At 55.6% G+C, this 18599-nt stretch carries 20 protein-coding genes; 5 read left to right on the top strand and 15 right to left on the bottom strand.

Features of this window, described 5'->3' with window-relative positions; genetic code table 11:
* Positions 1-6: 6 nt before the first annotated feature.
* From ruvA to G403_RS0101895, 6 genes are all read right to left on the bottom strand, one after another.
* Positions 7-636 carry a Holliday junction branch migration protein RuvA gene (ruvA, locus tag G403_RS0101920; protein WP_027852494.1) on the bottom strand — a complete coding sequence of 210 codons (630 nt, stop codon included), beginning with the start codon at positions 634-636 and terminating at the stop codon, positions 7-9.
* 2 nt (positions 637-638) lie between these two features.
* Positions 639-1316 carry a trimeric intracellular cation channel family protein gene (locus G403_RS0101915; RefSeq protein ID WP_027852493.1) on the bottom strand — a complete coding sequence of 226 codons (678 nt, stop codon included), beginning with the start codon at positions 1314-1316 and terminating at the stop codon, positions 639-641.
* Positions 1313-1828, bottom strand: coding sequence for a crossover junction endodeoxyribonuclease RuvC (gene ruvC, locus G403_RS0101910; protein ID WP_027852492.1), 516 nt, complete (start codon positions 1826-1828; stop codon positions 1313-1315). The genes G403_RS0101915 and ruvC overlap by 4 nt, the downstream gene beginning before the upstream one ends.
* An 86-nt stretch (positions 1829-1914) precedes the next feature.
* Positions 1915-2658, bottom strand: a complete 744-nt coding sequence (locus G403_RS0101905; RefSeq protein WP_027852491.1) for a YebC/PmpR family DNA-binding transcriptional regulator — start codon at positions 2656-2658, stop codon at positions 1915-1917.
* A 68-nt stretch (positions 2659-2726) separates the two neighbouring features.
* On the bottom strand, positions 2727-4490 hold the full coding sequence (gene aspS, locus G403_RS0101900; RefSeq protein WP_027852490.1) for an aspartate--tRNA ligase: 1764 nt from the start codon (positions 4488-4490) through the stop codon (positions 2727-2729).
* 248 nt (positions 4491-4738) lie between these two features.
* Positions 4739-5185, bottom strand: a complete 447-nt coding sequence (locus G403_RS0101895) for an HIT domain-containing protein (protein ID WP_027852489.1) — start codon at positions 5183-5185, stop codon at positions 4739-4741.
* An 86-nt stretch (positions 5186-5271) separates the two neighbouring features.
* Here G403_RS0101895 and G403_RS0101890 point away from each other — a divergent pair, with 86 nt between their 5' ends.
* Both G403_RS0101890 and G403_RS0101885 read left to right on the top strand, forming a co-directional pair.
* Positions 5272-6405: a GNAT family N-acetyltransferase gene (locus tag G403_RS0101890; RefSeq protein ID WP_027852488.1), complete on the top strand. Its 1134-nt coding sequence runs from the start codon at positions 5272-5274 to the stop codon at positions 6403-6405.
* A 324-nt stretch (positions 6406-6729) separates the two neighbouring features.
* The gene (locus G403_RS0101885; RefSeq protein WP_027852487.1) at positions 6730-7002 is read left to right on the top strand and encodes a hypothetical protein; all 273 of its coding nucleotides are present in this window, start codon (positions 6730-6732) and stop codon (positions 7000-7002) included.
* 81 nt (positions 7003-7083) lie between these two features.
* Here the strand turns inward: G403_RS0101885 and G403_RS0101880 are convergent, their stop codons facing one another.
* From G403_RS0101880 to G403_RS21830, 9 genes are all read right to left on the bottom strand, one after another.
* Positions 7084-7272, bottom strand: coding sequence for a hypothetical protein (locus G403_RS0101880; RefSeq protein ID WP_027852486.1), 189 nt, complete (start codon positions 7270-7272; stop codon positions 7084-7086).
* A 174-nt stretch (positions 7273-7446) separates the two neighbouring features.
* A complete protein-coding gene (gene proX, locus G403_RS0101875; RefSeq protein WP_027852485.1) occupies positions 7447-8433 on the bottom strand; it encodes a glycine betaine/L-proline ABC transporter substrate-binding protein ProX in 987 nt (328 codons plus the stop codon).
* Between the two features lie 12 nt (positions 8434-8445).
* Positions 8446-9522 (bottom strand): glycine betaine/L-proline ABC transporter permease ProW, encoded by a 1077-nt coding sequence (gene proW, locus G403_RS0101870; RefSeq protein ID WP_027852484.1) that lies wholly within the window; start codon positions 9520-9522, stop codon positions 8446-8448.
* Positions 9515-10717 carry a glycine betaine/L-proline ABC transporter ATP-binding protein ProV gene (proV, locus tag G403_RS0101865; RefSeq protein WP_027852483.1) on the bottom strand — a complete coding sequence of 401 codons (1203 nt, stop codon included), beginning with the start codon at positions 10715-10717 and terminating at the stop codon, positions 9515-9517. Before proV ends, proW begins: the two co-directional genes overlap by 8 nt.
* Before the next feature lie 281 nt (positions 10718-10998).
* Positions 10999-12081: a ferrochelatase gene (gene hemH, locus G403_RS0101860; RefSeq protein ID WP_027852482.1), complete on the bottom strand. Its 1083-nt coding sequence runs from the start codon at positions 12079-12081 to the stop codon at positions 10999-11001.
* Between the two features lie 75 nt (positions 12082-12156).
* Positions 12157-12663 (bottom strand): META domain-containing protein, encoded by a 507-nt coding sequence (locus tag G403_RS0101855; protein ID WP_027852481.1) that lies wholly within the window; start codon positions 12661-12663, stop codon positions 12157-12159.
* Between the two features lie 109 nt (positions 12664-12772).
* Positions 12773-13966, bottom strand: a complete 1194-nt coding sequence (gene fabV / locus G403_RS0101850) for an enoyl-ACP reductase FabV (protein WP_027852480.1) — start codon at positions 13964-13966, stop codon at positions 12773-12775.
* Between the two features lie 81 nt (positions 13967-14047).
* On the bottom strand, positions 14048-14824 hold the full coding sequence (locus G403_RS0101845; protein WP_027852479.1) for an ABC transporter permease: 777 nt from the start codon (positions 14822-14824) through the stop codon (positions 14048-14050).
* Positions 14821-15504 (bottom strand): ABC transporter ATP-binding protein, encoded by a 684-nt coding sequence (locus tag G403_RS21830; RefSeq protein WP_051298394.1) that lies wholly within the window; start codon positions 15502-15504, stop codon positions 14821-14823. Before G403_RS21830 ends, G403_RS0101845 begins: the two co-directional genes overlap by 4 nt.
* Positions 15505-15615: 111 nt before the next feature.
* Here G403_RS21830 and G403_RS0101835 point away from each other — a divergent pair, with 111 nt between their 5' ends.
* From G403_RS0101835 to G403_RS0101825, 3 genes are all read left to right on the top strand, one after another.
* On the top strand, positions 15616-16053 hold the full coding sequence (locus tag G403_RS0101835) for a MaoC family dehydratase (RefSeq protein WP_027852478.1): 438 nt from the start codon (positions 15616-15618) through the stop codon (positions 16051-16053).
* A gap of 183 nt (positions 16054-16236) precedes the next feature.
* Positions 16237-16776 carry a 2-thiouracil desulfurase family protein gene (locus G403_RS21825; RefSeq protein WP_084403894.1) on the top strand — a complete coding sequence of 180 codons (540 nt, stop codon included), beginning with the start codon at positions 16237-16239 and terminating at the stop codon, positions 16774-16776.
* A 52-nt stretch (positions 16777-16828) separates the two neighbouring features.
* Positions 16829-18541: a proline--tRNA ligase gene (locus G403_RS0101825; protein ID WP_027852477.1), complete on the top strand. Its 1713-nt coding sequence runs from the start codon at positions 16829-16831 to the stop codon at positions 18539-18541.
* Positions 18542-18599: the final 58 nt, after the last annotated feature.

The following is an 18599-nucleotide window of genomic DNA, read 5'->3' as shown; positions in this document are numbered from 1 at the left end:
CTTGCTTTAGCCCGTCACCATCGACTTAAGTGCGTGCCGGATCAGCTCTTCAACGGCTGCATCGCTACCCTGAACCGCCGCCGCCGCTTCAATCGCCTTGGTTGCCTGAACCGGTTTATAGCCCAACGCCACCAGTGCACTTTCCGCTTCCGCACGATTATCTGTCGCCACCGGCAGCGGCGCATCACTGGCCGGTGCGTCCAGCGCGAACTCCGTAGCAGTGGGCAGTTCGAGGCGATCAAGCTTGTCTTTCATCTCGACAATCAGCCGTTCGGCGGTTTTCTTGCCCACGCCGGGAATACGCACCAGCGTGGCGCTATCTTCCCGGTTAACGCAGTGAATGAACTCTTCGCTACTGATGCCGGAAAGAATCGCCAGCGCCAGTTTGGGCCCCACACCGTTGGTTTTGATCAGTGCGCGAAACAGCACACGCTCGCGCGCATCGGCAAACCCATACAGCAGCTGGGCATCCTCCCGCACCACCATATGGGTATGCAGACTGATGCGCTCTCCCAGAGCCGGCAACTTGTAAAACGTATTCATGGAGGCCTCAACCTCATACCCGACGCCGTTTACATCAAGTAGCAGTTGCGGCGGCTGTTTCTCCAGCACTTCACCCGTCAGTCGACCTATCACTTTTATCTGTTCTCCATTTTTCTGGCTGCTTCCGGGGTTTCCAACCGATGCCCCCTCGCTATAAATTCAGGCAACTGTAAGCCTGCGACCAACGAGGCCATCCGGGCAGCAAAGATCACCACCATGGCACTGATATCCAGCCAGGGACTCGGCGCGCCCAGGCGCTCATAGACAAAAACATAAACCAGAGCCCCCATCAGCGCACAGGTCGCGTATAGCTCGCCGTTACGCTGCAGAACCAGGGGAATCTGCCCGGTCAGCACATCCCTGATCATACCGCCCGCGACGCCGGTGATCACCGCCATCATCACAGCCACCTCGGTTGGCGCACCGGCACCCAAGGCTTTCTGTAACCCCAGCACGCTGAACAGCGACAGTCCCAGTGCATCCAAAACCAAAAGGGCTTTACGCGGTGAACTCATATATCGGGAGCCGAAAAACGCGGCGACCGCGCTTACCATCGCGACCCACAGGTAGGTTGTATCGCCGACCCATACGACGGGATGCAGATCCAAAGTTATGTCTCGGATCGTGCCGCCACCCAGCGCAGTCACAAAACCCAGTACAATGACACCGAGAATATCGATCCGTTTGCCGGGCGCGGCTATGGCACCGGTGACTGAAAAAACGGCGACCCCCAAGAGGTCAGCAAGGTAGATAAACTCCGAGTACCCGGTCACACCCAACGACCTCGCACACGCGCCCGCGAGCCCGCCGTCGCGATCTGCTGGCCGCGGGAGTGCGCATGACAAAGCGCGATGGCCAGCGCATCAGCAGCGTCAGCCTGAGGTATACCGGGAAGTTTCAACAGATGCGCCACCATGATCTGAACCTGACTTTTGTCGGCACCGCCGTTACCAACCACTGACTGCTTAACGCGCCGGGCCGCATACTCAGCCACCGGCAACCCGGCATTGGCACCCGCTACGATCGCCACGCCACGGGCCTGACCAAGCTTCAACGCCGAATCCGCATTACGCGCCATGAACACCTGCTCGATCGCCATCTCCTGGGGCACATAATGCTCAATAATCTCGGTAACCCCGGCATAAACCTGCTGCAGGCGCTCCGGCAACAGTTCGCCCTGAATACGGATACAACCACTGGCTACGTATTCATTTCTGGCGCCGTTCACGTTGATGACACCGTAACCGGTCACACGGGAACCCGGATCTATACCAAGAATCAGCATGCTCTGCTCTTTATCGAATGGCGGGGTAATCATAACAAAAAGCCGGGGTCTGGGCCCCGGCTTGGAATGCAACAGCGAAGCGACGGTTACGCCTCCTCCATCGCCTCTTCGGGGATATCCGCATTGTGATAGACGTTCTGTGAATCGTCGAGATCCTCCAGCGCATCGATCAACTTCATCACCTTGCGGCCGGTATCCACATCCAGCTCCACCGTGGTCTGGGGGATCATCCCCACCTCGGCGTGGGCTGGCTCAAAACCGGCATCGACCAATCCCTGCTTCACATCCATATAATCCGGCGCTTCGCAGTAGACATCGATCGAGCCATCGTCGTTGGTCACCACATCGTCGGCTCCAGCCTCCAGCGCAGCCTCCATGATGGCGTCTTCGTCCACGCCGGACTCAAAGCTCATGACACCCCGCTTATCAAACAGGTAGGAAACCGAGCCATTGGTGCCGAGATTACCACCGTGCTTGCTGAACGCGGCCCGTACCTGAGATACGGTACGGTTCACATTGTCGGTCATACACTCAACCATGATCGCTACGCCGTTGCTGCCATAACCTTCGTAGGTCAGCTCATCGTAGTTATCACCCTCGCCACCACCGGCACCACGCTGAATCGCCTTGTCGATGGTGTCGCGTTTCATGTTGGCGCCCAGCGCCTTATCCACGGCGGCGCGCAAACGCGGGTTGTCTTCCGGGCTTCCACCACCCTCTTTTGCAGCAACGGTCAGTTCACGAATCAGTTTGGTGAAGATCTTACCGCGCTTGGCGTCCTGGGCCGCCTTACGGTGTTTGATATTGGCCCATTTGGAATGTCCTGCCATACCCCTTCCTCAATCTGTGGCAGCACCTCCACGAGGAAGGTGCCACCGGTGTTACTGTTTGTATCTGCTCAGGGAGTTTTGCGTAGTTTGATATTCAGGTCGCGCAGCTGGGCCGCGCTGACTTCGCCCGGCGCGTCGGTAAGCAGACAAGCCGCGCTCTGGGTCTTCGGAAACGCGATCACTTCACGAATCGAAGAGCTGCCGGTCATCAGCATGATCAGGCGATCAAGGCCAAATGCCAGTCCACCGTGAGGCGGAGCGCCGTATTTGAGCGCATTGAGCAGGAAGCCGAACTTCTCCTCGGCTTCTTCGTCGGAGATGCCAAGCACCTTAAACACGGCTTTCTGCATCGCCTGATCGTGGATACGAACAGAGCCACCGCCGAGTTCGGTACCGTTGAGCACCATGTCGTAGGCACGTGACAACTTGCCCTCCGGCTGCTCGATCAACTGCTCCGGCGAGCAGTTCGGCGCCGTAAATGGGTGGTGCAAGGCAGTGAGGCTGCCATCGTCCAGCTCTTCGAACATCGGGAAGTCGACCACCCACAGCGGGGCCCAGTTCTTCTCGATCATGTTCATGTCTTCGCCAACCTTGATACGCAATGCGCCCAGCGCTTCGTTGACGGTATTGGCCTTGTCGGCACCGAAGAAGACGATATCGCCATTCTGAGCACCCAGGCGTTCCATGATCTTCAGCGCGACCTCTTCGCCCAGGAATTTGACGATCGGTGACTGCAGACCTTCGGCACCATTTTCCAGCGCATTGACCTTGATCCAGGCCAGCCCCTTGGCGCCGTAGATACCAACGAACTTGGTGTAGTCGTCGATGATCTTACGGGTCAGTTCGGCACCGCCCGGCACCTTCAGCGCGGCGACGCGACCTTTCGGATCCTTGGCAGGGCCTGCGAATACCTTGAAGTCCACATCAGCCACCAGGTCGTTGACGTCAACCAGCTCCAGCGGAATACGTAGATCCGGTTTGTCGGAACCGAAACGGTGCATCGCTTCAGCGTACGGCATGGTCGGGAATTCGCCGAGCTCGATATCCAGCAGTTCCTTGAACAGCTTACGAACCATACCTTCGGCCAGGCCCATGATCTCCTGTTCGCCGAGGAAAGAGGTCTCGATGTCGATCTGGGTGAATTCCGGCTGACGGTCTGCACGCAGGTCTTCGTCACGGAAACATTTAGCGATCTGGTAGTAACGATCGAAGCCGGAGACCATCAAAAGCTGCTTGAACAGCTGCGGGGACTGCGGCAGTGCAAAGAAGCTACCTTCATGGGTACGGCTCGGTACCAGGTAATCACGGGCGCCTTCCGGCGTTGCACGGGTCAAAATCGGTGTTTCGATATCGAGGAAGCCGTTTTCTTCCAGATAGTTGCGAACCGCGTGAGTCACCTTGGAGCGAAAACGAAGCTTCTGCTGAATCTCCGGACGACGCAGGTCGATGTAACGGTGGCGCAAACGTACGTCTTCGCCCACCTGCTGGTGTTCATCGAGCTGGAACGGAGGGGTTTCCGCCTTGTTCAGAATTTTCAGATCCAACCCAAGGACTTCTACAGCACCGGTCGGCATCTCCGGGTTTTCGGTACCGTCCGGACGTGCACGCACACGGCCAACCAACTCGATAACAAATTCGTTGCGCACGCTATCGGCCAGGTTGAAGCTTTCCTCGCGATCCGGATCAAAGACCACCTGGGCGATGCCCTCGCGATCCCGTACGTCCAGAAATATCACACCGCCGTGGTCCCGGCGGCGATGAACCCATCCCATCAGGGTGATCTCTTCACCGATATGCTCTTTCCGAAGATCGCCGCAATAGTGGCTGCGCATAGTGTCCTATCCCGTTTTGTTACCTTGCAGCCTGGCCGTAAAAGCCAGAGCTTCAACTAGTTTGAATGGTGGCGAACCCGAGCCCCTTTCGGAACACGCATTGGCGTTTAAATCGGGCTTGGAACGGCGCTACCGCCTCATAAAAGCCGGCAAAAAACCAGTCAGGGATAGCACCGTCTCGATTAAAGGCGGGAAGTATACTCGATTTGCGGGACGCTGACAGCGTAGGCTAAGCAATTACGTCCCGATCAACCGACGGGACAAAAGCTCAGTTCTTCACTCATCAGCCGACATAGACGATCACGAATATCGACCAGCTGCTCTTCGGTATAGGGTTTGGCCGGCACTTTACCCCACACCGGATCGGGCCAGGCCGCATCGTCAACCTTGCGAACCACATGATGAATGTGAAGCTGGCTGACCTGATTACCCAGTGCTGCCACATTCATTTTGCGCGCCTGAAACAGGTCAGCGAGATTTTCGGCTAGAAAGCTCGACTCACGAATCAGCTGTTCGCGATCTTCCAGCGGGAGATGAAAGATCTCGGTCATATCTGCGCGACGCGGGACCAGAATGAACCAGGGATAATTGGAGTCATTCATCAACAACAGCTTGCACAGAGGAAAATCCCCCATATCGATGGTATCTGCAGCAAGCTTGGGGTCCAGCTCGAATTCCAGTTCCAGTTCGTCCATATAACTCCTGTTCAACTCAGTCGAATCTGATAATTTAGGTACCACGTATCCGAATTCTAAACCACTATCAGTCAGTATAGGCGAAGATGGTAGAGATCAAGCTACACCCAGCGATCAGTGAAATTCCACGCTCGCTCTGGAATGGGCTGTGCGGCACCGGCAACCCTTTTCTGCGTCACGAATTTCTGGAATCTCTTGAGCGCTCCGGCAGCGTGAGCCCTGAAAACGGCTGGCAACCCCTGCATATCACGCTGACCGAGCACAATCAGTGCGTCGGTGTTATGCCGCTCTATCTGAAAAGCCACTCCTGGGGCGAATATGTCTTTGATTGGAGCTGGGCCGACGCCTGGGAGCGCCATGGGCTTGACTACTATCCCAAGCTGGTCACCGCCATCCCGTTTACCCCCTCCACCGGTCCACGATTTGGTTTGGCAATTGAGCCTGAGCGCGCACTTCCAGTCCTGGTTGAGGCGGTTCAACAGATCAGCGCCCGCTATGGCTGCTCGGGCTGGCACGGTCTATTCATTGAGCCTCATCTTGTCAAAGACCTTAAGGCACTCGCCCTGAGCACCCGTCTTGGAACCCAGTACCATTGGTTCAACCGGAATTACCGCAGCTTCGATGATTTTCTTGAACAGTTTTCATCTCGCAAACGCAAAAATGTGCGCAAAGAGCGAGAGAAAGCACTTCTTCAAGGCGTTGAACTGATAACACTGGAAGGCGCAGAGATAACCGAAGAACTGCTCGATCAGTTCTACCGGTTCTATCAAACCACCTACCTGAAACGCGGCATGCAAGGCTACCTGACCCGGGCATTTTTCAGTTTGCTCACAGAGCAAATGCCGGAGAACCTGATCATGGTAACAGCCCACCACAACCATCGGGTGATCGCCGCTGCGCTCTCACTCAAAGACGAAGATACACTGTACGGTCGGTACTGGGGATGCCTTGAGGAGTTTGACAGCCTGCACTTCGAAGCCTGTTATTATCAGGGTATCGATTACTGTATCGCCAACGGGTTACAGCGGTTTGATTCGGGCGCCCAGGGAGAACACAAAATCAAACGCGGCTTCGAACCGATCGAGACCTGGTCGGCGCACTGGGTCGAGACGCTGGCCTTTCGCCAGGCGATCGATGAGTTCACCCGCGAAGAAGAGCAGCAGATGCGAGGTCATATCCGCCGCCTGAGTGAAGAGCTCCCCTTCCGCCGCGACCGCTGATTAAGCGGTTGACCCAGATCAATCAAACATCACAACTGAAACCATCCCGTCACACCGCTTTGAAACCACCGAAATGCTGGCGCTTCAACAGGTTACGAAACGGTTACTCCCGTCACACCGCTTTGAAACCACCGAAATGCTGGCGCTTCAACAGGTTACGAAACGGTTACGCCACTGCAGCATGAACCGCACTTATCCATTCAAGCCGGCACTTGAGAATTACTCCATCATCAGGACTAGCACCCGACCGGGCCTCACCTACACTGAAAGACGCAGAGCAAGCATAACCCTAATAACCGCGCTCAGCGCAAAGGAGGATCGACAATGTTGACCTATGAGGAGTGTCTGGCGATGTCGGATCTGACGGAAGAGGAGATCAGTGCTATCGCCGTGCATGAGCATATGGACTCAATGATTGCGATGGCACTCGGTCACTATCTGGTAACTCACGACGGTGAGCCAATGATCAAACAGATCATACTCGATGATATCGAACAGGCCAGGCGAGCCGGCAATGTGGAGAACGAAAGAGTGCTGCGTGCGGTATTACAGCACTTTATAGCCACCCACCCGGAGCATCAAAGCGCAGTCGCCTGATCCTGCAATATACAAAAAGGCCGCAGCACCCAAAGTGCTGCGGCCTTTTTGTTTGACCGATCTGTATCTTGCTGCGCGCTATCAGTGAACAGAGTGCTCGTACTTTTTCTGAATTGCGATCAGGGCCGGTTGAATGTCCAAAGGCGCATATTTCATAGCTTGCTCGAACAGCTCCTTATTCTCCTCGGACAACCTCTCTTCTTCAGTCATGGCAGACAACTTACGCATCGCTTCCATGAACTTGGGATGGGGGGCGGTATTAGTACTCATCGTGCGGCCTCCTCGGCTGAGTTTGAGTCGCGCAGCTCCACCCTGGCGGGTTTTGGCTACACCCTAATGTTGCATAGACCGCCGCCGACGGCAATGCTCAATTTAGAATGAAACCCAAAACCAAAACACCCCGGTAACAACCGAGGTGTTTCATTCGCTCAGGGTCCAGAGCCTTTACTTAGCGGCCGCCTTGGCTGTCTCGATCCAACCATCAAACACTGCCTGGTTAGCTTTAATCCAGCTGTCAGCGTGACGCTCGATATCCTTGAGAGAGTCTTCACCGTTGGCAATCATCATGTTTTCTGCGCTGACCGCGTTGATCGGCAGCTTGATGATCTCGAACAGTTTGGCAGCAGCCGGGTTTGCCGCTGCCCATTCGCCGTTCGCGACAATGCGCTCTGCGTTGATATCGAAGCCGTAGTTCTTGCCATTAGGCAGCGCAGTATCAGTGCCGTTCGGGTTAGCAGAGTAAGGCACCTCCAGCCAAACCACATCCTGCCCGGGAACCAGACGACCGGAAACCCAATACGGCGTCCACGTATAGTAGAAGATCGGCTCACCCGCATCGTAACGCGCAATGGTATCGGAGATGATGGCCGCGTACTGGCCCTGGTTGTGGTTGATGTTGTCGCGCAGCTCGAACTCATCCAGCTGATATTCGATCACACCTTCACAACCCCAGCCAGCCTGACAACCGGTCAGATCTGCCTTGCCATCACCGTTGGTATCGAAGATCTTGGCGATCTCTGGATCGTTGAAATCGCCCAGATTGTCGATACCGTGAGCCTCGGCGGTCTTCTTATCAATCAGATAACCCTGGGCCGCACCCTCGATATAGCTGCCCTTGCGGTAGAACACTTCATCACCACCGGCATTTTCATACATGGTGTTGTGAAGCGGGTACCAGTTAACGGCCATATAGGTGGCATCGCCATTAGCGATTGCCGTATAGCCCGCGCTATAGTCCACTTCACGGATCGGCTCCACATCGTAGCCCAAGGCCTCCAGTGCCTTGTTAACAACCACGGTCTGGAAAGTCTCTTCAGCGATGGGACTCTGCACCGCCTGGACACTGACACCCTCCCCCGGGAGAGCTGCAGCGATCGCTGTCGATCCTACGGTCATTGAAACCGCGGCCGTTACCCATTTCATATTTCGCATATCCACTCCTGTTCAGTTGGACGAAGACTTCATTCGACGATAAATCAGGCCTGCCGGCCCACTTTCATACCAATGGCGCGTTCCACGCGCCCGTGCATCACGGCCTAACGCCTGTGTCATACGGTCGAGAATAATGGCGAGGATAACGATACCGACCCCGCCGACCGTCGCCAGACCGATATCCAGACGCCCGATGCCTCGCAGCACCATCAGGCCAAGACCACCGACCGAGATCATCGAAGCGATAACCACCATCGACAGGCAGAGCATCAGCGTCTGGTTAACACCGGCCATAATTGTCGGCATCGCCAGTGGCAACTGGACCCGCGTCAGTAACTGGCGCTTGCTGACGCCAAAAGAGTGCGCCGCTTCGATCAGGTCTGATGGCACCTGACGAATCCCCAGATTGGTCAGACGAATAACCGGCGGCACCGCAAAGATGATCGTCACCACGACCCCGGGAACGTTACCGATACCGAACAACATTACGATAGGCACCAGGTAAACGAAGGCCGGGGTTGTTTGCATCGCATCCAACATGGGCCTCAAGAAGCCATTCACCCGCTCACTGCGGGCCATCCAGATCCCGCTCGGAATACCGATCAGGGCACAGAACAGCACCGCCGTCAGGACCAGCGATAACGTCGTCATCGCCTCCTGCCAGGCCCCGATAGACCCGAGCACGATGAGGCTTATGAAGGAGCCAATCCCTAACCGAGCACTGGCCAGCTGCCAGGCCAGCAAACTCATAATGATGATAATGAGCGGTGCCGGTGCCATGTTGAGCAGGGTATCAACACTGCTTAACAGCGCTTCGATGGGCACTTTGATTGCGGTAAAGAATGGCCGAAAGTTGGTCACGACCCAATCGATACCACTGGTAACCCAGGCATCCAGTGGAATCAGTGTTTCCTGGAATGGGTCGAGCCAGGAGAATTCAACCACCTCATCCGGTACATCGTTCTGCAGCCAAGCTTCAGTCTGCCCCTGCTCCGCTGCGCCCTCAGCCTGCCCCCAGGGGTTGGTCTGAGTCTCAGTCGTCGCCCAGGGATCTGCCGCCTGCTGGGTGTCATTTGTTTGCTCAGCCATGATACTCACCCTCCCTATCCAGGGTTTCCAATAGAACCGCCTTGCTGATAACACCCAGATATTTCTGATCTTCATCGATCACCGGAACGCTGCACGGCGCTTGAGCAACACGGGAGATAAGCTCGCCCACCGCCGTATCCGCCGGTATCGCCTCCACATGGGTCAGCATCGCCTGCTCCAAAGGCGCTTTCTCTTTCAGCGCTTCAGTTAATGCGGGTACCGACACAACGCCGAGAAAGCGGCTCTGAGGATCGACCACATAACCATATTCGCGATCGTTATCCTTGAGTAACTGCAGGCTGGAACGCACGCCGTCCTCAGTTCCCTTGCGAATAATCGTGGCCTGACGTTTGCGCGCAATATCTCGCGCGCAGAAGACATTGCTGACATCCACACCCCGGAAGAACGAGCGCACATAATCGTTGGCCGGGTTATTCAGAATCTCGTCCGGCGTACCCACCTGAACCACGATGCCACCCTGCATAATGGCGATTCGATCACCGATACGCATGGCCTCGTCCAGGTCATGGGAGATAAATACAATGGTGCGTTGGTGTTTATTCTGGAGCGCGACCAGCTCATCCTGCATCTCGGTCCGAATCAACGGATCCAGGGCGGAGAACGCCTCATCCATCAGCAGAACATCGGGATCATTGGCCAGAGCACGGGCCAGACCCACACGCTGCTGCATCCCGCCGGAGAGCTCATCCGGGTAGGAGTTGGCGAAGGCCTCCAGGCCCACCTGGCGCAGCGCGGACAACGCTTTTTCATGTCGCTTGGCGACCGGCTCACCGGCAATTTCAAGACCGAAGGCCGTGTTTTCCAGCACGCTCATGTGCGGCATCAGTGCGAAGGACTGAAATACCATACTGATCTTGCGACGCCGGACCTCACGCAACGCCTCCTCGTTGATCGCCGCTATATCCTCGCCATCGATAAGAACCTGCCCACGGGACGGCTCTATCAACCGGTTCAGAAGACGAACCAACGTAGATTTGCCCGAACCGGACAGCCCCATCACCACGAAGATTTCCCCTTCGTGAATTTCCAGATTTGCGTCCTGGACGCCGACAGTGAGCCCCGTGCGCTCAAAGATCTCCTCTTTTGAAACGCCCTGCTCAAGTAATTTGAAGGCTTCGGAGGGATCATCCCCGAAGATTTTATAGAGATGCTTAACTTCCAGTTTGACGGTCATGCAATATATATCGCCTTTCGAAACTGTTTTAAGCCGGCTTCTGTGGATATCACGAGCCGGACGGACCCTAACAGCCTTACTGGCATGCATGATTGCTGCCAGAAATGGGCCGGATCGTCAGGTTCTTTTAGACCCTACCCATTCCCTGAGCAAAAATAAAGAACGTATTACGATGAATTATGTAGTCGGGAGCGATGACGGTCGACCCTCAGAAAGACCAACCATTACAATAGGATATAAAAACAAGCATCCTGCGCTTACTGCATCACAGGGGCGCACACCTAGAGATCCGCGCCCTGTTCCTGTGCAAGCCTGAGTCGTGCGCCAGTGTCAACTTCAGGCAACGCAAGCCAATCACTGATCTGGGTGTGAACAAGCTGTTCTAGCGCATCGATATGCGCCGTACGGCTGTTAAGGGCGGGGATATATTCGTATCGATCACCGCCGGCTGCGACGAAATAGTCACGGTTTTCTACGCCAATCTCTTCGATGGTTTCCAGGCAGTCAGCCGCGAAGCCTGGACAAAACACCTGAACCGACTTCACACCGTGGTCGGGCAGGCTTTTAAGTGTCTCGTCCGTATAGGGCTTGAGCCACTCCTCTCGACCAAACCGGGACTGAAAGGTGGTGATATAGTCCGACGACTCGAGCTTCAGCCGCTCAGCCAAAAGTCGCGACGTTTTCATGCATTCGCAGTAATAGGGGTCACCGGAAAGCAAGTATCGCTTGGGTACACCGTGGTAGGAAAAAAGCAGCTTTTCAGCACGACCATGCTGCGACCAATGCGCTTCTATAGCCTCTGCCATCGCTTCTATATAGGGCGGATAGTCGTGATAGTGAGAGATAAACCGAAGATCCGGTAACCAACGTCGTCGCGAGAAATCATGTGCGAGCGCATCGAACGTGGAACCGCTGGTTGCCGCGCTGTATTGGGGGTACAGCGGCAGCACGATGAGCCTGCGCACGCCATCCGCCTGCATCTTACCGATCACGTCCGAAATGGAGGGATTACCGTAGCGCATGGCAAACTCAACCTGAATCCGCCCGTCGAGTTGCGCAAACCGGTCCCGAAGCGCCTGAGCCTGAGCCTGCGTATGCAGTAACAACGGCGACCCCTGCTCAGTCCACACTTCCTTATATGCCGCAGCAGATCGCTTGGGACGGGTATTCAGGATAATGCCGTTCAGTATCAACCACCACAGAGGACGTGGCACCTCGACCACACGCGGGTCCCATAGAAACTCTTTCAGATAACGCTTGAGTGCAGCCGGGGTTGGTTCGTCAGGCGTTCCCAGGTTGGTTAGCAAAACACCGATACGTTCTTGATTATCATGCCTAAACCCGTTTACGGATCGATACTTCATGCCGCCGCTATCTCCCAGGAGCCAAAACGATAGTTTAATCAAAGAGACAGGTACGGAACCAGCCGGGCAAACAGATCATCCCCGGCTTAACGAAGCGGGCCCGGAGTTCGCAGTACTCACACGCGCTCCGAGGTCAGGCCTCAGCCGAATTGGCAACGCCTGATCATCATGGTAGAGAAGCAGATCGCCCTCTGCCGTCAAACGTCCGATCTTGACCGCCTTTAAACGACTCAGCAACAAAGCTTCCTGCACCATAATTGCGTCAGGGCAGATACGACGTGTAACTTTAAGATCCGAAACAATCAGGCCGCCCGATTCATCCAGCTCAAACCGCCCCATAAACCGATTACAGCCGGCGTCTCCCCCCACGCGCTGCAGGTCACCGAAGGCAAGGCGAGGCGAAAAACGTTGATCAACAGCACGGGGGCCGATGGCATAAACAGTCCAGTTACCGTCCAGTTCCTGGCGATCAGTCACCTGACGCTGAGCAGTAGGAGCCTGGCTGTAACGCTGCATACCGTCGCTGGCGCAGCCGCCCAGCAAAATAAGAGAAAGGGGTACAACAAACATCCATTTATCCATCGCTGCCTGCTCCTTCGGCATGGTTTATATATCGCAACTGACTAGCAGAGCCCGCTAGCAGCGGCTCGGGAAACGGTTTTAAACGCCCGTTTCCCGAGAGTATAGCTGATCAGATCTGGATCACGTCAAATTCCACTTCAGGGTTCACATCGGCATCATAATCAACACCCTCGATACCGAACCCAAACAGCTTCAAAAACTCCTGCTTGTAAAGCGCATAATCAGTCACATCAAACAGGTTTTCTGTAGTGACCTGAGGCCAGAGCTCACGGCATGCGCTCTGGACATCATCACGTAACTCCCAGTCGTCGAGCCGGAAACGATTACCTTCATCGATGACCGCCTGGTCACCATAAAGCCCCGTGCGATAGAGTCGATGAACCTGCTCCATACAGCCTTCATGCAACGCTTTCTCACGCATGACTTTGAACACCATCGACAGGTACAGGGGCATGACCGGGATGGCCGAGCTGGCCTGAGTAACCACGGATTTAAGAACCGCGATGTTAGCCTGGCCACCCTTGGCCGCAAGCCGGGTATTCAGCTCCGCTGCTGCTCGGTCCAGATCCTGTTTGGCCTTACCCAATGCGCCATGCCAATAGATCGGCCAGGTAATGTCGGTACCGATATAGCTGTAGGCGACGCTTTTACACCCTTCAGCCAGTACACCGGCCTCATCCAGCGCCTGAATCCAAAGCTCCCAGTCTTCACCGCCCATAACGGTGACCGTGTCTTTGACTTCCTGCTCCGTCGCCGGCTCAATCTCGGCTTCAGTGATGCAGTCCTTATTGGTATCGATTGCCGTGGACCGGTAGGGCTCGCCAATCGGCTTAAGTGCAGAACGCACCACCTCGCCGCTGTCAGGCAGCTTACGCACCGGAGATGCCAGCGAGTAAACCACCAGATCAACCTGCCCCAAGTCCTCTTTGATCAGGTCAACGGTCTTCTGCTTGGCCTCATGGGAGAACGCATCACCGTTGAGGCTTTTTGCATACAGCCCTTCTTCATGAGCGATCCGTTCGAAAGCCGCCGCGTTGTACCAGCCCGCCGTGCCCGGCTTCTTTTCCGTGCCCGGCTTTTCAAAAAAAACACCGATGGTTGCAGCACCGCTGCCGAACGCTGCGGCGATACGGGACGAGAGCCCATAGCCACTGGAAGCGCCAATCACCAGAACGCGTTTAGGGCCGTTTTCGATCTGGCCCTGCGCTTTGGTGTAATTAATCTGCTCGCGCACATTCGCTTCACAGCCAGTGGGGTGAGTAGTCGTACAGATAAAGCCGCGGATTTTCGGTTTGATAATCATTGTCAATCTTATCGCTATCCGTTGGTTGCTACGGGGGAAGCCAAACCCGGTAAGATACCCGATTTTAGTCGCTGGCAACAGTTACAGCCGAAGTTGGTCTAAGCGTGTAAAGCAGCGTTTCAAGATCAGGTTAACAACTATCAACGTACCCAGCGCGGTCGCCCCCACCAGCATCAACATCACCAGGATCTGATAACGTACGGCCAGCGCCGGATCAACGCCGGCCAATATCTGGCCGCTCATCATTCCGGGTAACGACACCAAGCCAACCGTCATCATCGCATTGATCGAGGGAATCATCCCTGCGCGGATCGCCTCACGACGCAAGCGCTGAGATGCCTCCTGCCAGTTCCCGCCGAGGCTGAGCACCAGCTCAACCTCCTGGCGCTGATCACGCAAACTGGACAGCAGGCGCTCCAGCGACAGAGAAACCGCATTCATGGCATTACCGGCGATCATCCCCCCCAATGGAATAAAGTACTGCGGTTGATACCAGGGCTCCACCTGAACGACGACACGGGTCACCATTACCGTTATCAACGTAAACGTCACCGCCATCGAAACGAAGGTAGGGCCCAGAATGGCCACCCGCTCCTCTTCTACACGCCCGCGGATCGCATGGGCCGCCCAGAACAGCATCCACATATAAAGCAACAAAATGAGAAGGGGATGTTCCAGATCAAAAATGAACTGCAGCAAATACCCGACCAGAGCCAGCTGTGCGACTGTTCTTACTGAGCCGATCAATAAGTCCTTCTCAAGCTTCAACCGGTAGTACAGTGAAGCGGCGGCTGCAATCAGGATAAAAAGCAGCGACAGCGAGAGCTGAAGCCAGCTGATCTCGATAACAGAGGTCATGCTTGTATCAACCCGTTTTCATTCAATATCCAGTGTTCACCCTTAAGGCCTTCAACCGGCTGGTGGCTGACAATCACTTGAGTCATTCCCCGGGACAGAAAACGGTCAAGCAACCTGGCTGCCCGTTCGGCGTTAGCGGGATCGAGCGCGGCGAAGGGCTCATCGCAGAGCAGGACTTCCGGGCACAGAAGCAAACGCTGCAGCAACGCTACCCGGGACTGCTGGCCGGGTGAAAGTTTCTTCGCACATGTTTCCAAATCAAGGTTAAGATCAAGACAACTCATCAACTCACGAACACTGGACTCATCAAGCTGCCAGCCCCGATAGGCCTTCAAACTCAATGGCAACCAAAGATTGTCACGTATACTGCCCTCAACCATCACGGGCTGCTGCGGCAGATATGCAACGCGACGGCGAAGCGTCGTTGCAGGCCAGCTATCCAGCGGCGTATCGTCGTACCGAACGTTTCCGGTATGCCCCTGATCGAGACCAATCAATGCGCGCAGGAGTGTCGATTTACCTCCACCGGAGGGACCGGTAATCAGATAACGCAAGCCCGGTCGAAACAGCAGGCTGTCGATCGTCAACAGCGTCTGCTGATCCCGGATAAGAGTCAGTCCCTCTGCACTCAATAAACGGGCATCGATTGATTGCGTTCCATCCTTCGCGGCACTGTACACTTGGGTTAGACTCCTTTACACGAATGCAACAACTCTACCTTAGGCTGTCTACAAAATTTAGACAGTGCAGTTTTACCGTTCACGTATACCAACGCCAGGATGGATACAGCTATGCAAGAACTTCATGGTTACTATCTCGAAGATTTGGATATCGGCATGAGTGCGTCCTATGCCAAAACGATCTCCGAATCGGACGTTTACACCTTCGCCGGTATCTCCGGCGATAACAACCCGGTTCATATCAACGAGGAGTATGCCAAGACAACCCCCTTCGGGGGCCGGATCGTACATGGAATGTTCAGCGCAGCGCTGATCTCAACAGTGGCAGGCACGCGACTGCCAGGGCCGGGATGCATCTATGTCGATCAGCAGATCAGCTTTAAGGCTCCCGTCCATATCGGCGATACCGCCTGCGCGACACTGACAGTCACCGAGATCGACGCGCGCCGTAAGCGAGTCATCTGCCGTACTGATGTCCACGTGGGTGACAAACTGGTCGCGACCGGCAGCGGCACGTTTATGGTCAGCAAACGCCCGGCGCAGGACTGACTTCGATGAGGTCAGGTGCTCCCGAACAGAATCCCCGGGAGCACAATAACCATACAGTCCTCATGACTACTAATTGATCTGAATCAAATTTTTAACCAAAGGTCGATCTATCCGTTACTGACACATCGCTTTAAACTCTTGCCCTTAGAATAAATATAAAAATGGATAAAGGATTGGAAAACGATGGCTAAAATCCTCGTCAGCGCCTGCCTGCTGGGCGCTCGCGTTCGTTATGATGGTCAGCACAATCTGCTTGACCACCCGGTACTCGCGCAATGGAAACGCGAAGACCGACTGGTCATGGCCTGCCCGGAGGTGCTGGGAGGCTTACCCACTCCCCGTCCCGCCGCCGAAGTACAGAGCCGTTTCCCGATACTCGTAACCACAGACGAAGGCCAGGACCTTACCCCTCAATATTTAGCCGGTGCAGAACTCACCGCGGATATTGCGCGGGATCATGGTTGCATCTGTGCCTTGATGAAAGCCAACAGTCCATCCTGCGGAAACCACGCCACCTACGACGGCAGTTTCACCGGCGAAAAAGTCAATCATCCGGGTGTTGCCGCCAATGAGCTGATTCGGGGCGGAATCCCGGTTTTCAATGAGCATGAGATAGACCGGCTGATCGAGTTTGTAGAGAGCCGGACCCGGGCCGACCTGAGTGTGTCAGGGCGGTTTCATCGCTCATTCGATTCAGGCCGCGCGTATCCGACTTGTGGCTGACCGCTCCCCCACCTAAAATGGACGCCATTTTTCAGTTGGGACAAGCGGAGCCATGCGAGCAAGCCAATACCTGATCGCCACACTCAAAGAGACCCCGGCGGATGCCGAGGTTATCAGCCACCAGCTTATGTTGCGCGCGGGCCTGATCCGCAAACTGGCAGCCGGCCTGTACACCTGGCTGCCGATGGGGCTACGCACCCTGCGCAAAGTTGAGCGCATCGTCCGCGAGGAGATGGACGCCTCCGGTGCACAGGAGGTCCTGATGTCGGCTATTCAGCCGGCGGAGCTCTGGCAGGAGTCCGGCCGATGGGAACAGTACGGCCCGGAATTACTGCGCCTGAAGGACCGACACGATCGTGAGTTCTGTGTAGGACCGACCCACGAAGAGGTCATAACCGACCTGATTCGTCGCGAGCTACGCAGCTACAAACAGCTGCCGGCTAATTTTTACCAGATTCAGACCAAATTCCGTGATGAAATTCGTCCGCGCTTTGGCGTGATGCGTTCACGTGAGTTCATCATGAAGGATGCGTACTCTTTCCATGCTGATCGTGAGTCGCTGCAGGCGACGTACGAGCGGATGTACGAAGCCTACGTCAACATCTTTACCCGCCTGGGCCTGGATTTCCGACCGGTTCTCGCCGACACCGGCTCGATCGGCGGCAGCTCGTCCCACGAGTTCCATGTACTCGCGGAGTCCGGCGAAGACGATATCGCATTTTCCGATGCCAGCGACTACGCCGCCAACGTAGAACTGGCCGAAGCGCTGCCCTTGGGTAACCGGGCTGAGCCGACCGAGGAGATGTACCTGGTTGATACGCCCAATGCCAAAACGATCGCTCAACTGGTTGAGCAATTTGATCTGCCGATCGAAAAAACGGTTAAAACGCTGATCGTAGAAGCCAGCGACGAAATCGAAGCGCCCTTTGTAGCGCTGCTGGTCCGGGGTGACCATGAGCTCAACGAAATCAAGGCGGAGAAACTACCCGAAGTCGCAACGCCGCTGCGAATGGCAACTGAGGAGGAGCTGCGCAGCACCATCGGTGCGGGCCCCGGTTCTTTGGGCCCGGTAAACCTGCCGATCCCCTGTGTCATCGATCGCACCGTTGCCAACATGAGTGACTTTGGAGCCGGTGCCAATATCGAAGATAAGCATTATTTCGGAATCAACTGGGAGCGTGACCTGCCAACCCCGAAAATCGCGGATCTGCGTAACGTCGTTGAAGGCGATCCCAGCCCCTGCGGCCAGGGTACTCTGATGATCAAACGGGGTATCGAGGTGGGACATATTTTCCAGCTCGGAAGCAAGTATTCCGAAGCAATGGGCGCCACGGTACTGGATGAAAACGGCAAAGCGGTCACCATGGATATGGGCTGCTACGGTGTCGGAATTACCCGCGTGGTGGCCGCCGCTATCGAACAGAATAATGATGAGCGCGGCATCATTTGGCCGAGCGCTCTGGCACCGTTCCAGGTCGCTCTGGTTCCGTTAAACTACGACAAGTCGGACGCGGTTAAAGCCAAAGCCGATGAGCTGTATGAGGCATTTAAAGCGGCCGGCGTCGACGTACTCCTGGATGATCGTAAAGAACGCCCGGGAGTGAAATTCGCCGACATGGAACTGATCGGTATCCCGCACCGTCTGGTCATCTCCGACCGGGGCCTGAAGCAGGAAACGCTGGAGTACAAGGCACGCACTGACGACGAGTCACAAGATATCGCCGTTAATGACGCACTCTCTTTCATCACCCGGGCCCTGTCCTGATACGACCGGCCGAAGGCAAAAGCTCTGCCTTCGGCCGGCTACTCGTACTGTGCTGCCT

This window comes from Marinobacterium litorale DSM 23545 (assembly GCF_000428985.1).
Lineage (GTDB): Bacteria > Pseudomonadota > Gammaproteobacteria > Pseudomonadales > Balneatricaceae > Marinobacterium_D > Marinobacterium_D litorale.
Note: the sequence above shows the minus strand (reverse complement) of the source record. Positions and strands in the feature narration are given on the sequence as shown.